We start from the raw sequence: 14620 nt of genomic DNA, 5'->3' as shown, positions 1-14620 counted from the left end.
ATGCTGTCCTCGGGTCAGCTGCTGGCCGACCGGTACAAGCTGACGAACCGGATCGCCGTCGGCGGGATGGGCGAGGTCTGGCAGGCCAGCGACACCCGGCTGGACCGGACTGTCGCGGTCAAGATCCTCAAGGCGGAGCTGTCCGGCGACGCGGAGTTCCTGCACCGGTTCCGGACCGAGGCCCGGATGACGGCCTCGCTGAACCATCCCGGCATCGCCGCGGTGCACGACTACGGCGAGACGGTCGCCGACGAGCTGTCCATCGCGTACCTGGTGATGGAGCTCGTCGAAGGCGACCCGCTGGCCGCGATCATCTCGCGCGAAGGACGGCTGAACGCCGAGCGCACCCTCGACATCCTCGAACAGGCCGGGAACGCGCTGCAGGCGGCGCACGAAACCGGTCTGGTGCACCGCGACGTCAAACCGGGCAACATCATGGTCACCCCCGCGGGCCAGGTGAAGATCACCGACTTCGGCGTCGCGAAGGCCGCCGACGCCGCACCGGTGACGAGATCCGGCATGGTCATGGGCACCGCCCACTACATCGCCCCCGAACAGGCGCTCGGGCATAACGCCGAACCGGCGAGCGACGTCTACTCGCTGGCCGTCTGCGGCTACGAATGCCTGACCGGGCACCGGCCGTTCCTGTCGGAGAACGCGGTCACCGTCGCGATGATGCACATCCGCGACATGCCGCCGCCGCTCCCACCGGACGTACCGCCGGGTACCCGCGCGGTCATCGAGGCGACCCTGATCAAGGATCCGAGACAGCGGTACAACAGCGGCGGCGAATTCGCGGCGGCGGTGGCCGCCGTCCGCGCGGGACTCCCGTTGCCGACGCCGTCCGGTCTGGTCAACGTCGCCTACGGGACCGGTCAGCCGGTGATGCCGCAACAGGGGCCTCCCGGCCCGCACTCGCCGGCGAACCCGATGGTGGCCGTCGGCCCGGCATCGCATCCGGCGATGCACCCGGTCACCGGCCCTCCCCCGATGGCCGTCCGGAGACTTCCGGGCAAGCGGCCACAATGGGGTTGGTGGGTACTTCTCGCGGTGATCCTGATCGCAGTACTGGTGGCAGGAGCGTTCCTGATCGCGAGACTGGTCGGTTCGGGCAACGCGCAGCAGCCGGGCGGCGTGGACACGAGTGAGCAGGTACCGGCACCGGGCAAGAAGCCCGCGGGGCAGGAACCGACATCCGCGTATCCCGCGGTGCCGACCGAATCGATCGGGCCCGGGCAAGCGAATCCAGGCATGATGAGCACACCTTGGACGGAATGGAACGGCACGCAGAGATGAGCACACCAAGACTGCTCAGCAACCGCTACGAGCTGGGCGACACGCTCGGCTACGGAGGCATGTCCGAGGTCCACCACGGCCACGACGTGCGCCTGGGCCGGGAGGTGGCGATCAAGATCCTGCGTGCCGACCTGGCGCGGGATCCCCAGTTCCAAGAACGTTTCCGTCGCGAGGCACAGAACGCGGCGGCACTGAACCACCCGGCGATCGTCGCCGTCTACGACACCGGCGAGACGAACACCGAGTTCGGACCGCTCCCCTACATCGTGATGGAGTTCGTCGAAGGACGGACTCTGCGCGACATCGTGAAGACCGAAGGCCCGATGTCGCAGAAGCGGGCCATGGAGGTCATGGCCGACGTCTGCGCGGCCTTGGACTTCTCACACCGGCACGGCATCGTGCACCGCGACGTCAAACCGGCGAACGTGATGATCACGAAGAACGGCGCCGTCAAGGTGATGGACTTCGGTATCGCGCGCGCCATGCACGACGGCCAGTCCGCGATGACGCAGACCGCCGCGGTGATCGGCACGGCGCAGTACCTCTCGCCGGAGCAGGCCCGCGGTGAGTCCGTCGACGCACGCTCCGACGTCTACGCCGCCGGCTGTGTGCTGTACGAACTCGTCACCGGCGAGCCGCCCTTCACCGGCGACTCCCCGGTCGCGGTGGCGTACCAGCACGTTCGGGAAGACCCGAACCCGCCGTCGTCGGTCAACCCGGCCGTGGCGCCCGAGCTCGACGCCGTCGTGCTCAAGGCGCTCGCGAAGGGTCCGGCGAACCGCTACCAGTCGTCGGCGGAGATGCGTTCGGACCTGGTCCGTACGCTGTCCGGCCAGCGTCCGTCCGCGCCGATGGTGATGTCGGAGGACGAGCGCACCCAGGTCATGGACTCCGACCGCCGGGTGCCGCAGCGTTACGACAACTACGAGGACGACGCCGAAGACCCGGCCGCGAAGAAGAAGCGCCGCGCTTGGCTGATCGCCGGGATCGTCGCCTCGCTGGCGGCCGTGGTGCTGCTGATCATGTGGCTCTCGGGTGCTTTCAAGGACACCGGCGCGGAGAGCAAGGCGATCCCGAAGGTGGTCGGCCAGAACGAGGCGACGGCCAGGGACGCGCTGCGGACCGCGGGCTTCAACAAGCAGGAAATCAAGCCGGTCGTCTGCGGGGTCCCGGACGCCAAGGGCGTGACCGCCTGCGACGAGAACGCCATCGGCAAGGTCATCGCGATCAACCCGGCGGAAGGCGCGATGACGCCGACCTCGGAGACGATCACGCTGACCATCGGCAACAAGCCGGGCAAGGTCAAGACGCCGGATCTCAAGGGCAAGAGCCAGACCGACGCCGAGACCGCGCTGACCAGCGCCGGGCTGCAGCGCGGCGCCGTCACCGAGGAAGAGACCGACGACCCGAACCAGGCGGGCAAGGTCCTCTCCCAGAACCCGGCCGCGCAGTCGGAGGTCGACCAGGGTTCCAAGGTCGACATCACCATCGGCAAGTCCAAGGAACTCAAGACGGTCCCGAACTACAAGGGCAAGACGCAGGCGGAGGCGGAAGCCGGGCTGAAGCAGGCCGGATTCAGCCCCTCGGTCACGACCACGAGTTCCAGCGAGCCCAAGGGCACGGTGATCGACCAGACCCCGAACGGCGGCAAGCTCGCCGTCGGCAGTGTGGTCAAGCTGTCCGTGTCGGATGGCAGCCAGGACACCTTCGACATGCCGAACCTGAAGGGCATGACGGAGGAACAGGCGACCCGGCAGCTGCAGCAGCTGGGCTGGTCGGGCCAGATCAACACGCAGGCCGACAAGTCCGGTGACCCGGACGACGCGGGCAAGGTAAGCAAGACCAACCCGCAGGCCGGTGCGAAGGTCGCGAAGAACGCTCCGATCACGCTGTTCATCGTCGAAGGCGACGAGACGCCGACGACGAGCTCACGGACGGGCATCCCGGGCCTACCGGGTAACGGAGGATAGTCGGCTGACGAGAAGGGCCCCGCACGGTTTCGTGCGGGGCCCTTCTCCATGCCAGAGGCCCTTCGCGGATGTCGACCCGCACCGTGGACCGAAGAGCCGGAGCAGTGACGGAACCGGTCTTGCCCGGCACATCGGCGGTCCCGCCCTACCTCGTCCTGAGGAGCTGGCACCCGACGCGCCCGCGGCCATCAGTTCGATCACCCTGGCCGAACTGGCGGCCGGAGTGCATGGTGCGGCTCGGCCGCGGATGGATCTCCTCATCGCGGCGATCGCGGCGACCCATCGGATTCCGTTGGTCACCCGTGACGGCGCCGACTTCACCGACCTCGCACCGCTGGTCAAGGTGATCGCCCTCCCGGCAAGCGTGGCCACGGACCCGAGCTAGCCCAGAGCCGCGAGAAGTCCTTGGTAAGCCTCAGATATCTGTCCGGCGTCGGTCCGCACGACCTTCGCCCGCGGCCGCTCGGCGACGACCGCCACGATTCGGTCGTACATCTCGGCGAGGTGGTCCCGCCCACCTGATCGCCTGAGCGTCTCGGCCGCCTCGACGTGCTCGGGTTCGGCGGCCGCACGGGTGCGGTCGGCGAACCGGCGGAGGGCGTTCTCCTTGGTGTCGAGCAGGACGATCTCGTGGAACTCGGCACCGGTCCGTTCAGCGAGCGCTTCGAGCCGCCGCAGGAAGTCCGTGCGGCCGAGGTACTGCGGGACGATCACGTCGTGCCCGGCCGTCAGGTGCGTCCGGGCGGCGCTCACGGCAAGGTCGCGAGCGAGTCTGCCGGCTTTCGCGGCGTCGTCCTGCCAGGCACCGAGGAGGCCGCGGACCCTGTCGATGTCGAGGTTCAGCGTCAGCGGACGGTCGTCGGCGTACCGCCGGGCGAGCGTCGACTTGCCGCAGGCCGGAGGGCCGTTGAGCACGATCAGGCGGGGCATCAGGCGTTGCGGCGTAACAGATGCCCGACGGCCGTCACGCTCACGAGCAGTGCGCCGACCGCGGCCACGACGGCCACCGCGAGCGGACCACCCAGCGGCTGCTCCGAGGTCAGCGCGCGCAGCAGCGGGTTCGCCAGCGGCAGCCCTTCGACCAGGAGCACGGCGGCGAGGGCGAAGATCGCCGCCAGCACGGACCAGCCGATGCGCGGGACGAGCAGCCGTGAGCAGGGCAGCCCGATCGCGATCCCGAACAGCGTGCACAACGCGTGCGCGGCGGCTCCCAGCGCCAGAGTGCCGAGGTCGAAGCCGCCTGAGCGGATCATCGACCACGCCAGCGTCACGAGGGTCAGCACGAAGGCACAACCGAAGACGGCCAGAGTGGCGCCGCCGAGGATCGACCGCCATCGGCGCGCGTGGCTGAAGGTGATCAGCCGCTGGACCGGGTCCTCGATGTCGAGCATCGCGATGGTCAGCCAGCAGGAGACCACCAGGAGCGAGCCCGCGCTGATCCCGTATTGCGGCAGCAGCGGCGATTTCGGATCCGTGTAGAGCACGGTGTTGACCGCGAGATAGGCGAGGATCGCGGGGAGATAGCGCTGGGAGTGGCCGAGGAGCGCGAGGTAGTAGCGAGTCACGGCGAGCACGGCGCCACCTCCCGGACCGAGAAGCCTCGATTGAGTGCACGCAGCAGGACGGCGTCGGCGTGCCCGGCTTCGACGGTCAGGACGACCCGTTCGCCGTCGGCCACCGCCTGGCTGACGCCGGGTTCCGCCGCCCAGTCGCCGCCGGCGCCGTGCAGCACGATCCTTGTCGCCGTTTCGGCCTTCGCCGCGGATTCGACGCGGGTCAGGCGTCCGGCGTCCATCCGGAAGACGTCGTCGGCGTGGGCGTGCACGGCGGCCGCGCGGTGGTCGGTGAAGACCACGCTCGCGCCGCGCTCCCTGGTCTCGGCGACGAGTTCGCCGAGCACGGTATGCGCCTCGACGTCCAGGCCGGACCAGGGTTCGTCGAGGATCAGCAGATCCGGATCGGCGAGGACGGCCTGGGCGAGGCCGACCTTCTGGGCGTTGCCCTTCGACAACGTCCGCAAGGGCGCGTCCGGCCCGCCGACCAGCGCCAACCGGTCCAGCAGCGGCCCGATGGACGACAAGTCGGCAAGGCCGTCCATGCGGGCCATATGCCGCAGGTACGCCCTGGCGCTCATTCGCTGCCCGGCGGGGAAGCGGTCCGGCAGGTAGCCGACGCGAGGACTGCCGACGACGGTTCCCGAGGTCTCACGGGAAAGCGCCGCGAGGATCCTGAGCAGCGTCGACTTCCCCGATCCGTTCGAACCGAGGATGCCGATCACGCGACCGGCCGGGACGTCGAGATCGACGCCGTCGAGCACGGGTTCGCCGCGGCCGTAGCGCTTACCGACTCCTTCGAGTCGGATCAGCGAAGTCACGCAGCAGCGGCCTTCTGCAGCGCGCGGGTCGCCTGTTCGAGTTCGTCGACCGTGGCCTCGGCGACCGGGTGCCCGGCCGACGCCATCCAGTTCGCCAACATCCGGTGCCCGCCTTCGGTGAGTACGGACTCGGGGTGGAACTGGACGCCCTCCAACGGCAGTTCGCGGTGCCGCATGCCCATCACGATGCCGGACTCGGTGCGACCTGTGACCTCGAACACGGTCTCGTCGATGGTTTCGGGCAAAACGGTCAGCGAGTGGTACCGCGTGGCGGTGAATTCCGCGGGCAGTCCGGCGAGCACACCGGCTCCCGAATGGTGGACTCGGCTGGTCTTTCCGTGCAGCAGTTCGGGGGCGCGATCGACCGTGGCACCGAAGACGACGCCCAGGGCCTGATGGCCGAGGCAAACGCCGAGCATCGGGATCCGGGATTCCGCGCATTTGCGGACGACGTCCATGCTCTGACCAGCGCGTTCCGGGGTCGCGGGGCCGGGTGAGACGAGGACCGCGTCGAACTCGCCGAGCTTGTCGATCTCCACGACGTCGTTGCGCCAGACGGTGCAGTCGGCGCCGAGCTGGGCCAGGTACTGGACCAGGTTGTAGGTGAAACTGTCGTAGTTGTCGACGACGAGCACGCGCATACCGCCAGCTTAGCGGCTCCCACCAGGTGGACCGTACGCCAGATCACAATGATTGTTAGGGCAACCTAACTTACCGTGGTAGGGGTGAGCCGTTCTCTTCGTGTAGCCATCGTGGGTGCCGGTCCGGCCGGCATCTACGCCGCCGACATCCTCGACAAGTCCGACGCAGACGTGACGATCGACCTGTTCGAGCGCATGCCGGCGCCGTTCGGGCTGATCCGGTACGGCGTCGCGCCCGACCACCCCCGGATCAAGGGCATCGTCACCGCCCTGCACAAGGTGCTCGACAAGCCGAACATCCGGCTGCTGGGCAACGTCGACTACGGGACCGACCTCAAACTCGACGATCTGCGCCAGTACTACGACGCGGTCATCTTCTCGACCGGTGCCATGGCCGACCGGCAGCTCGACATCCCCGGCATCGACCTCGACGGCTGCTACGGCGCCGCGGACTTCGTTTCCTGGTACGACGGGCACCCGGACGTGCCGCGCACCTGGCCGCTGAACGCGACCTCGGTCGCCGTCCTCGGCGTCGGGAACGTGGCGCTCGATGTCGCGCGAGTCCTCGCGAAGACCGCGGACGAACTGCTGTCGACCGACATCCCGGACAACGTCTACCAGGGCCTCAAGGCCAGCCCCGTCACCGACGTACACGTGTTCGGGCGCCGTGGCCCGGCCCAGGCGAAGTTCACGCCGCTCGAACTTCGCGAGCTGGACCACTCGCCGAACGTCGAGGTCATCGTGTACCCGGAAGACATCGAGTTCGACGAGGGCAGCATCGCCGCGCTGCGCGCGTCGAAGCAGATCGACATGGTCGTGAAGACGCTGCAGGAATGGGCGATCCGCGATCAGGGCGACCGGCCGAAGCGGCTTCACCTGCACTTCCTGCACTCGCCGGCGGAGGTCGTCGGCGAGGACGGTCGCGTGACCGGCCTGCGGACCGAACGCACCGAACTGACCGGTGACGGCAACGTGCGCGGCACCGGCGAGTTCCACGACTGGGACGTCCAGGCCGTGTACCGGGCCGTCGGCTACCTGTCTTCGCATCTGCCGGAGATCCCGTTCGACCACACCACCGGGACCGTGCCGAACCAGGCCGGCCGGGTGCTGGACATCGACGAGGACCAGGTGCCGGGCGTCTACGTGACCGGCTGGATCAAGCGCGGCCCCGTCGGCCTCATCGGCCACACCAAGGGCGACGCGGCCGAAACGATCGCGAGCCTGCTCGCCGACGCCGACAACCTGGCGGCCCCGGCCGTCGATGACCCCGACGCGATCCTCGGTTTCCTCACCGAACGCGGCGTCCCCTTCACCACCTGGGACGGCTGGGGCAAACTCGACGCCCACGAGAAGTCCCTCGGCGCCCCGCACGGCCGTGACCGCGTCAAGGTCGTCGAACGCGACGAAATGACCCGCATCTCCCGCTCTTAACTCACCTACCCAGCCCCCCACCCATCCCAGGGGGCGGCCCCGAACCCAGTCTACCGGCCGGGGGCGGGGAAAAGGCTGGTCAGACTGGGTTGTCCACAGTCGGGCTCGGTTGTGGACAACCGTCATGGAGGGCCCCACGGTGTGGGGTCCTTCTTGGCGTTCGGGCCGGCGTGATCGGCCGGACGGCACGCGTGATCCGACGGACGACATGCGTGATCAGACGGACGGCAAGCGTGATTGGGCGGACGGCAAGCCTGTGGCCGGGTGGCGAACTCGCGTGCTCAGAGGCGGAACTCGCGTGCCTGGGCGCCGAAGTCGGGTGCGGGAATCACGAACCGCCAGAGCCCAGGTAGGCCAGGACGGCGAGCACTCGCCGGTTCGTGTCGTCCGAAGCGAGAATGCCGAGTTTCGCGAAGATGTTGGCGGTGTGCTTCCCCACCGCTCCCTCGCTGAAGTGCAGCCGCCCGGCGATCGCGGCGTTCGAGCAGCCCTCGGCCATCAGCTCGAGCACTTCGCGCTCCCGCGGCGTCAGCGCCGCGAGTGGGTCGGATGCGTTGCCCGCCACCAGTTTCGCGATCACTTCGGGGTCCATCGCGGTCCCGCCGCCCGCCACGCGCCGCACGGCGTCGATGAACTGGTCGGCGTTGAAGACCCGGTCCTTCAACAGGTAGCCGATCGCGCCCGCGCCGTCGGCCAGCAGTTCTCGCGCGTAAAGCTGCTCGACGTGTTGCGACAGCACGAGAATCGGCAGTCCGGGGATGTCTCGCCTTACCGCCAAAGAGACCTGCAGGCCCTCGTCGGTCAAAGTCGGCGGCATCCGGACGTCGACGACGGAGACGTCCGGGCGGTGTTCGCGCAGCGCCCGCTCCAGTTCCGGCCCGGTCCCGACGGCCTCGACGACGTCGAAACCGTGTGCGGTCAGGAGATGTGTCAGTCCGTCTCGGAGGAGGTACTGGTCTTCGGCGACGACACATCGGGGTCGAGCTGGCACGGGATCTCCATGGACGCCTTCGTCGGCCCGCCGGGCGGGCTGGTCAGAGCAAAAGTACCGTCGAAGGCACCCAGCCTGCGCTCGATCCCGCGAATCCCGCTTCCCCGTGCCGCGTTCGCGCCGCCCTTCCCGTCGTCGGTCACCTCGATGTGAAGCACTCCTTCGTCGTAACCGAGTTCAATGGACACCCGTCGCGCTTCACCGTGCTTCGCCGCGTTGCCCAGCAACTCGCTGACCGCGAAGTACGCGCACGCCTCCGCCGGCTTTTCGAGCCGGGGCACCACACCGTTCACGGAAGCCCGCAGCGGACTGTCCAGCGCCATCGCCCGGACGGCGTCACTCAGCCCACGCTCGGACAACACCGGCGGGTGAATCCCCCGCACCAGCAGCCGCAACTCGGTCAGCGTCTCGGACGACGTCTGCCGGAGTTCGGCGGCCAGGCGTTTCGCCGCGGCCGGATCGCTGTCGATCAGCGCTTCGACGGCGCCCAGTTTCATCCCCATCGCGACCAGCCGTGATTGGACGCCGTCGTGCAGGTCCCGCTCGATTTGCCGCAGCGCGGCGGCTTGCGCGACCGAAGCCTCCGTACGCGTCTGCTTCAGTCGTTCGACGCGTTGCGCCAGCCTCGACGCCTCGGTCGGCCCCAGCAGCAGCTTCGCGAAACGCGCACCCTGACGGGCCAGCCATGGCGTCCCGACCAGTCCGGTCAGGAAAGCGGCGATGGCGACCGGAGTCAGCGTGAGAGCCTGAAGATGTGTGGTCGCCTCGGGCAGCCCGATCATCGAGAACCAGTGCGTCGTCGACCAGGAAGTGTTCGTCCACTGCGCGAGCGGCCGCAAGACCCATAGCGCCAGAACGCCCCAAAAGCCGAGGAACACCAGGGCGGCCGTCGGTACCACCATCAGCAGCAGGACGACCGAGTTGACCACCGCGCCCGCCAGGTCACGCCAGGTCGCCGGGTCACGCAGGGCCCAGCGCCACCGGCCCAGCCGCGCCGGCCACCACGGCGTGTCGTAGAGCTGCCGTCCGTGCTGGTACATCCCGTCCGCCCTCGGGGCGGGGAACGGCGGCTCCGGCAGGTACGGGCGATCGATGCGGACACCGGTCCAGTTCTTGGCTTCGCGACGCAAGGTGTCCGTGACGGTCCGGCCCGCCACGACCAGCGTCGGGAACAGCGGCGCGGGCCAGATCAAGGCGAGCAGCATCGGGACAGCCATCCCTAGCTGGGCGGCCGAAAGCCCGAACAAGCCCATCTGGAATCCCAGAGCCTTCAGATGCCGTTTGAGCCGGCCCTCTCCACCATTAGGCGCTTCGCGAGGCCCGAGCCACCAGCGCGTCCAGCTCCCGTACGCGTGCAGCGCAAGCGGTCCGGTCAGCAGCACGGCGGGCACGAGGAGCAGGCCGGCGAACGGATTCCACAGCTGCCAGCCGAGATCGCGGCCGGTCGCGGGGTCGTCGGAGATCCATTCGAATCGTTTCGTCAGCCGAAGGAACCACGACCGCTTGAACAGGCTGTTCCCGTCGCGGTACCAGCCGTCGCGCTCCCGTTCGGGGGCGGGCGGGGCGGGCCGGTAGGGCGACGCGACCTCGATCCCGCACCAGCGTCCAGCGAGCCGCCGGGTCAGCGCGGCCCGCGGCCGCGTTCCCTCGAGCGCCAGCGTGAAGGCGAAGACCAGACCGACGCAGAGCAGGCAGAAACCCACCAGTACGAGCAGCAGGTCCAGCCAGCTGACCAGCGCCAGCCCCGCGAGCACGAAGCCGCGGCGCACCGAGGTGAGGTACTTCCGGATCATGCGAGAAGTCTTCCCCACCGACCAGGCGGAACACAGTGACCGCAGGCTCCCGATCGGGGTGGGTCCAGCACCACTCCCGAGGGAGCAAAAGCCCACCCGACCTGTGGTTCCAGCGCCATTCTGGACGACATCCCTTGCGCCATAACGTTTTTCGCATGCCACTCATCGAAGTCACCAACCTCCGCAAGGCCTACGGAGAGCACGTCGCGGTCGACGACGTTTCGTTCCACGTGGAACAGGGCGAGATCTTCGGGATCCTCGGCACCAACGGCGCCGGCAAGACCACCACCGTCGAATGTCTCCAGGGGCTGCGCACGCCGGACTCCGGCGACATCTCGGTCCTCGGCCTCGACCCGCGCAAGGACCACGCGGTGCTCCGGCAGCGCCTCGGCTCCCAGCTGCAGGAGAGCAGCCTGCCGGACAAGATCAAGGTCCACGAGGCACTCGACCTCTACGCCTCCTTCTATGCGAACCCCGCCGACACCGGTGACCTGCTCGCGAAGCTGGGTCTCGCCGAACAGCGGAACAAGTACTTCGGCAAGCTTTCCGGCGGCCAGAAGCAGCGCGTCTCGATCGCGCTCGCGCTGGTCGGCCGCCCCGAGGTCGCCGTCCTCGACGAGCTGACCACCGGTCTGGACCCGCATGCCCGCCGCGACACCTGGAAGCTCGTCGAGGCGGTGCGCGACACCGGCGTCACCGTCCTGCTCGTCACGCACTTCATGGACGAAGCCGAACGCCTCTGCGACAGGCTCGCGATCTTCGACGCCGGGCGCGTGGTCGCCACCGGCAGCCCGGGCGAACTCCGCGACCGCGCCGGGAAATCCACTTTGGACGATGCCTTCGTGACCCTGACCGGCCGCGACTGAGACGGGAGACGAGAAATGAACACACTCGCCAAGATCACCATCACCGAAACGAAACTCGCCCTCCGCACGCCGGGTCTCGTCATCTCCGGACTGCTCCTGCCGACGGCTATCACGGCTGTGCTCGGGGCGATCCCCGCCATTCGCGCGCAGAGCGAAACAGCGGATGGCGGGCGCTTCCTCGACGCCTGGGTACCGTCGATGATCGTCCTCACCATGGCCATGATGGGCCTGCAGTCGATCCCCGGCATCATCGCGTCCTACCGCGAACAGGGCATCCTCCGCCGCTTCTCCACCACCCCGGTACACCCGGCCAAACTGCTGGTGGCACAGCTGATCATCAACGTCGCCGTGACGGTCGGCGGGGTCGGCATCCTCCTCGTGACGGCCGGTGTCGTCTTCGACGTCCCGAGCCCGCGTGACCCACTCGGCTTCCTGCTGACGTTCGTGCTCGGTACCGCCGCGATCTTCGGCCTCGGCCTGATCGCCGCCTCGGTCGCCAAGACCAGCCGCGCCGCGGGAGGGATCGCGGTGATCGCCTACATCCCGGTCATGTTCTTCGGCGGCGTCTGGCTGCCGCGTCCGCTGCTTCCCGAGGTCATCCGGAACATCGGCGCGTACGTCCCGCCGGGTGTCAAAGCCCTCGAAGACGCCTGGACCGGTACCGGCGCCCAGCCGCTGCAGCTCGCCGTACTGGCGGCTTTCGCGGTGGGCAGTTGTGTAGTGGCGGCCAAGGTTTTTCGCTGGGAGTGACCGCCGTTTCCGCCAAAGTGGTGATGATGATCGTTTTCTCTTGTGGCGCGGGCCGCGGGTGGGTAGTCAGGTAGACGGCCCACGTTCACCTGTGTCTCACTCGGAGGTTCGATGTCTCTGGATGTATCGCCCGCCCTGCTCGAGAAGGCCGAGCGCGGGGAGGTCTCCGACGCCGAATTCGTCGCCTGTGTCCGGGAATCCCTGCCGTACGCCTGGACCGTGATCACCGGTGTCATCGCGGAGGCCGAGGGCGCGTCCGACGGATTCGCCGACAACGAGACGCCGCCGCCGAGCGAGGCCGAACGTGGTCAGCTGCTGCGGGCGCTGGCCTCGGACGCGATCCGCGGCGGGCTGGAACGACACTTCGGTGTGAAGCTGGCGTTCCAGAACTGCCACCGCGTCGCCGTGTTCAAAACGTCCCAACTGGACAGTGACCGCTACCGCGCGTTCGTCTCGGTGCGCGGCCAACTGCTGAACCAGAGCCCGGAACTGCGTGACTGCTGAGGCTTAACGCAGCGCGGGCAGCACTTCGGCGCCGATCCGCGCGATGTTCTCGAGCGTTCCCTCCGGCGTACCGGACGCTTCCACCATCATGATCACGTGGGAGACCCCGGTACGCCGGATGCTCGTTCCCAGCCTGTCGACGCAGTACGAGACGCCGCCGATCGGGTGCATCTCGCACAGCCGGTCGGTGTAGGACACCGGATCCTTGTCCAGGCCCCGCTTGCCGTTCAGGTACACGTGCCCGGCGAAACCCTCCTTGAGGGAGCCGGGCAACGCCGACCGCACGACGTCCAAGGCGTCGTCGCCGACCTGGCACATCACCGTCGAGACGTGTTCGGCCGCGGAATCCCCGTACGCGGCAAGGGTTTCGATCTTGACGTCGTCGTCGGCATGCAGGCCGAGCAGCATCGGCAGCCCGCGATCGGCGGCGAGCCGGACCGCGCGCGAGCCGGCGTCACCGCAGGCCACGACCAGGCGAGGGGCCCGTTGCGGACGCGGCACCATCGGCACCTCACGGAACGCGAAGTGCTCTCCGGAGGCCGAGACGGTCTTCGAGGTCATCGCCGCGAGAAGCAGATCGAGACTCTCCTCGAACCCCGTTTCGTAGCGAGCCTCCCCGGTGCCGAACACCTCGAGGTCCTGCCAAGGCCCACCGCGGCCGACACCGATCCGCAGCCGTCCGCCGGAGACCGCGTCGAGCATCGACCACTGTTCGGCGAGCGCCACCGGATGCGCGACCGACAGCACGCTCACCGCCGTGCCGACCGTGATCCGTTCGGTACGGCCGAGTACGTGCGCGGCGAGCGTGATCGCCGACGGGCAGACCCCGTACGGCATGAAGTGGTGCTCGGCGAACCAGACGTCGTCGAATCCGGCCCGTTCGGCGGCGATGGCGGCGTCGACCGAACGGCGCAGGACATCGGCGTCCTCCTGACCGGGGAACCGGCCGGAGACGAGGAATACTCCGAATCGCACCGTTCTACTGGACCGCGACTTCGTTGAACCACAGGCGCGGTTCCAGCCACGGGAAGACGACGAACATCAGCAGGGCCACGATCCCGAGTGCCAGCACGATCGACGTCGTCAGCTTGACCGCGAACGGACCGGGGAGCTTCCGCCAGATCCAGCCGTACATCAGCGCGCCTCCGAGAGCTTGGGCAGCAGTTCGTTGTAGGTGGCGACCTGGTTCTTCGGCACCTGCTGGGTCAGCACCGCGTGGATGATGAGCCGCTCCCGCGCGGAGAACTGCGGGTGACAGGTCGTCAGCGTGAGCAGGGAGACCTGCTCGGCCTTCGGCAGGATCTCCGGATCCTTGTACGGCACCGGGTTCACCGTGTCGCCCTTGGTCGGGAACACGATGCGGCGGCCGTTGGTCTCACCGTAGGCACCGCCGTCGACGGCGTTCGGGTCGCGCAGCGTCCCCACCCGGGCGCATTTCGGGTCGGCGCCCTTGCCGGTGGCCCAGCCCTCGACCTCGTCCTTGTAGGGCAGCACCTTGTAGACGTAGAAGTCGGTCTGGTTCTCGATGATGATCTGGTCGCACGAGCTGAGGTTGTCGAGGTCGTTGAACGGCGCGCCCTTGCCGACGCGGTGGCCGGCGACGGCGAAGTTGCCCGGTTCGCCCGGCAGCGCGGTGCCCTTGTAGTGACCGGGGCCGACCTCGAGCGCGGCCTCGGTGGTGCCTTCCTGGATGGTGAAGTTGAAGTCGGCGCCGAAGGTCGGGATGTGGATCCGGGCGAACGCCTTCCCGTCGACCAGTTCCGGCTGCACCTGACGGTCCTTCGACCAGTCGCCGTCGAGTTCGGAACTCGCCTCGGACTGTTTGCCCGCGGAGAACAGGTCGGTCACGTAGACCTCGTAGACCATGAACAGCAGCACCACGAGCCCCGCTGTGATGAGGAGTTCACCGACGGTCCGGATGGCGACGCCGCCCTTGCCCAGTTCCGGCGGCGGGCGTTCCTCGGTCGCGGTTCCGCCGCCGACCGGCTCGAAGATGACGGTCTC

16 protein-coding genes are annotated in these 14620 nt (G+C 68.4%); 7 read left to right on the top strand and 9 right to left on the bottom strand.

Annotated elements, in window-relative coordinates; translation table 11 throughout:
* The 3 genes from H5J31_RS29935 (at position 1) to H5J31_RS29925 (ending at position 3651) form a co-directional block, all read left to right on the top strand.
* Positions 1-1296 (top strand): protein kinase domain-containing protein, encoded by a 1296-nt coding sequence (locus tag H5J31_RS29935; protein WP_181776009.1) that lies wholly within the window; start codon positions 1-3, stop codon positions 1294-1296.
* The gene (gene pknB / locus H5J31_RS29930; RefSeq protein ID WP_181776034.1) at positions 1293-3266 is read left to right on the top strand and encodes a Stk1 family PASTA domain-containing Ser/Thr kinase; all 1974 of its coding nucleotides are present in this window, start codon (positions 1293-1295) and stop codon (positions 3264-3266) included. Before H5J31_RS29935 ends, pknB begins: the two co-directional genes overlap by 4 nt.
* Positions 3267-3513: 247 nt before the next feature.
* Entirely contained in the window at positions 3514-3651 is a 138-nt protein-coding gene (locus H5J31_RS29925; protein ID WP_181776008.1) for a type II toxin-antitoxin system VapC family toxin, read from the top strand.
* Here H5J31_RS29925 and H5J31_RS40010 read toward each other — a convergent pair.
* Genes H5J31_RS40010 through H5J31_RS29910 form a run of 4 tightly spaced genes read right to left on the bottom strand, consistent with a single transcriptional unit; the run spans position 3648 to position 6281 of the window.
* The gene (locus H5J31_RS40010; protein WP_236005471.1) at positions 3648-4196 is read right to left on the bottom strand and encodes an AAA family ATPase; all 549 of its coding nucleotides are present in this window, start codon (positions 4194-4196) and stop codon (positions 3648-3650) included. The two genes, H5J31_RS29925 and H5J31_RS40010, sit on opposite strands and share 4 nt — an antisense overlap.
* On the bottom strand, positions 4196-4840 hold the full coding sequence (locus H5J31_RS40005; RefSeq protein ID WP_328701649.1) for a hypothetical protein: 645 nt from the start codon (positions 4838-4840) through the stop codon (positions 4196-4198). Before H5J31_RS40005 ends, H5J31_RS40010 begins: the two co-directional genes overlap by 1 nt.
* Positions 4828-5640 carry an ATP-binding cassette domain-containing protein gene (locus H5J31_RS29915; protein ID WP_181776006.1) on the bottom strand — a complete coding sequence of 271 codons (813 nt, stop codon included), beginning with the start codon at positions 5638-5640 and terminating at the stop codon, positions 4828-4830. Before H5J31_RS29915 ends, H5J31_RS40005 begins: the two co-directional genes overlap by 13 nt.
* Positions 5637-6281, bottom strand: coding sequence for an aminodeoxychorismate/anthranilate synthase component II (locus H5J31_RS29910; RefSeq protein ID WP_181776005.1), 645 nt, complete (start codon positions 6279-6281; stop codon positions 5637-5639). Before H5J31_RS29910 ends, H5J31_RS29915 begins: the two co-directional genes overlap by 4 nt.
* A gap of 111 nt (positions 6282-6392) precedes the next feature.
* On the opposite strand from H5J31_RS29910, the gene H5J31_RS29905 reads away from it, so the two are divergent.
* On the top strand, positions 6393-7712 hold the full coding sequence (locus tag H5J31_RS29905) for an FAD-dependent oxidoreductase (RefSeq protein WP_181776033.1): 1320 nt from the start codon (positions 6393-6395) through the stop codon (positions 7710-7712).
* A 328-nt stretch (positions 7713-8040) separates the two neighbouring features.
* On the opposite strand, the gene H5J31_RS29900 is transcribed toward H5J31_RS29905, so the two are convergent.
* The gene (locus tag H5J31_RS29900; RefSeq protein ID WP_181776004.1) at positions 8041-8703 is read right to left on the bottom strand and encodes a response regulator transcription factor; all 663 of its coding nucleotides are present in this window, start codon (positions 8701-8703) and stop codon (positions 8041-8043) included.
* Positions 8643-10496, bottom strand: a complete 1854-nt coding sequence (locus tag H5J31_RS29895) for a sensor histidine kinase (RefSeq protein ID WP_181776003.1) — start codon at positions 10494-10496, stop codon at positions 8643-8645. The genes H5J31_RS29900 and H5J31_RS29895 overlap by 61 nt, the downstream gene beginning before the upstream one ends.
* A gap of 155 nt (positions 10497-10651) precedes the next feature.
* Here H5J31_RS29895 and H5J31_RS29890 point away from each other — a divergent pair, with 155 nt between their 5' ends.
* From H5J31_RS29890 to H5J31_RS29880, 3 genes are all read left to right on the top strand, one after another.
* Positions 10652-11362: an ABC transporter ATP-binding protein gene (locus H5J31_RS29890; RefSeq protein ID WP_181776002.1), complete on the top strand. Its 711-nt coding sequence runs from the start codon at positions 10652-10654 to the stop codon at positions 11360-11362.
* A gap of 15 nt (positions 11363-11377) precedes the next feature.
* Positions 11378-12112 carry an ABC transporter permease gene (locus tag H5J31_RS29885; RefSeq protein ID WP_181776001.1) on the top strand — a complete coding sequence of 245 codons (735 nt, stop codon included), beginning with the start codon at positions 11378-11380 and terminating at the stop codon, positions 12110-12112.
* Between the two features lie 111 nt (positions 12113-12223).
* On the top strand, positions 12224-12616 hold the full coding sequence (locus tag H5J31_RS29880) for an SCO5389 family protein (protein WP_181776000.1): 393 nt from the start codon (positions 12224-12226) through the stop codon (positions 12614-12616).
* Positions 12617-12619: 3 nt separating this feature from the next.
* On the opposite strand, the gene H5J31_RS29875 is transcribed toward H5J31_RS29880, so the two are convergent.
* The 3 genes from H5J31_RS29875 to H5J31_RS29865 form a co-directional block, all read right to left on the bottom strand.
* On the bottom strand, positions 12620-13591 hold the full coding sequence (locus tag H5J31_RS29875) for an LLM class flavin-dependent oxidoreductase (protein ID WP_181775999.1): 972 nt from the start codon (positions 13589-13591) through the stop codon (positions 12620-12622).
* 4 nt (positions 13592-13595) lie between these two features.
* Positions 13596-13751 carry a hypothetical protein gene (locus tag H5J31_RS29870; RefSeq protein WP_181775998.1) on the bottom strand — a complete coding sequence of 52 codons (156 nt, stop codon included), beginning with the start codon at positions 13749-13751 and terminating at the stop codon, positions 13596-13598.
* Positions 13751-14620, bottom strand: an 870-nt coding sequence (locus H5J31_RS29865) for a class E sortase (protein WP_236005470.1), incomplete at its 5' end; no start/stop codon positions are given. The genes H5J31_RS29865 and H5J31_RS29870, both read right to left, overlap by 1 nt.

This window comes from Amycolatopsis pittospori (assembly GCF_013870525.1).
GTDB lineage: Bacteria > Actinomycetota > Actinomycetes > Mycobacteriales > Pseudonocardiaceae > Amycolatopsis > Amycolatopsis pittospori.
Note: the sequence above shows the minus strand (reverse complement) of the source record. Positions and strands in the feature narration are given on the sequence as shown.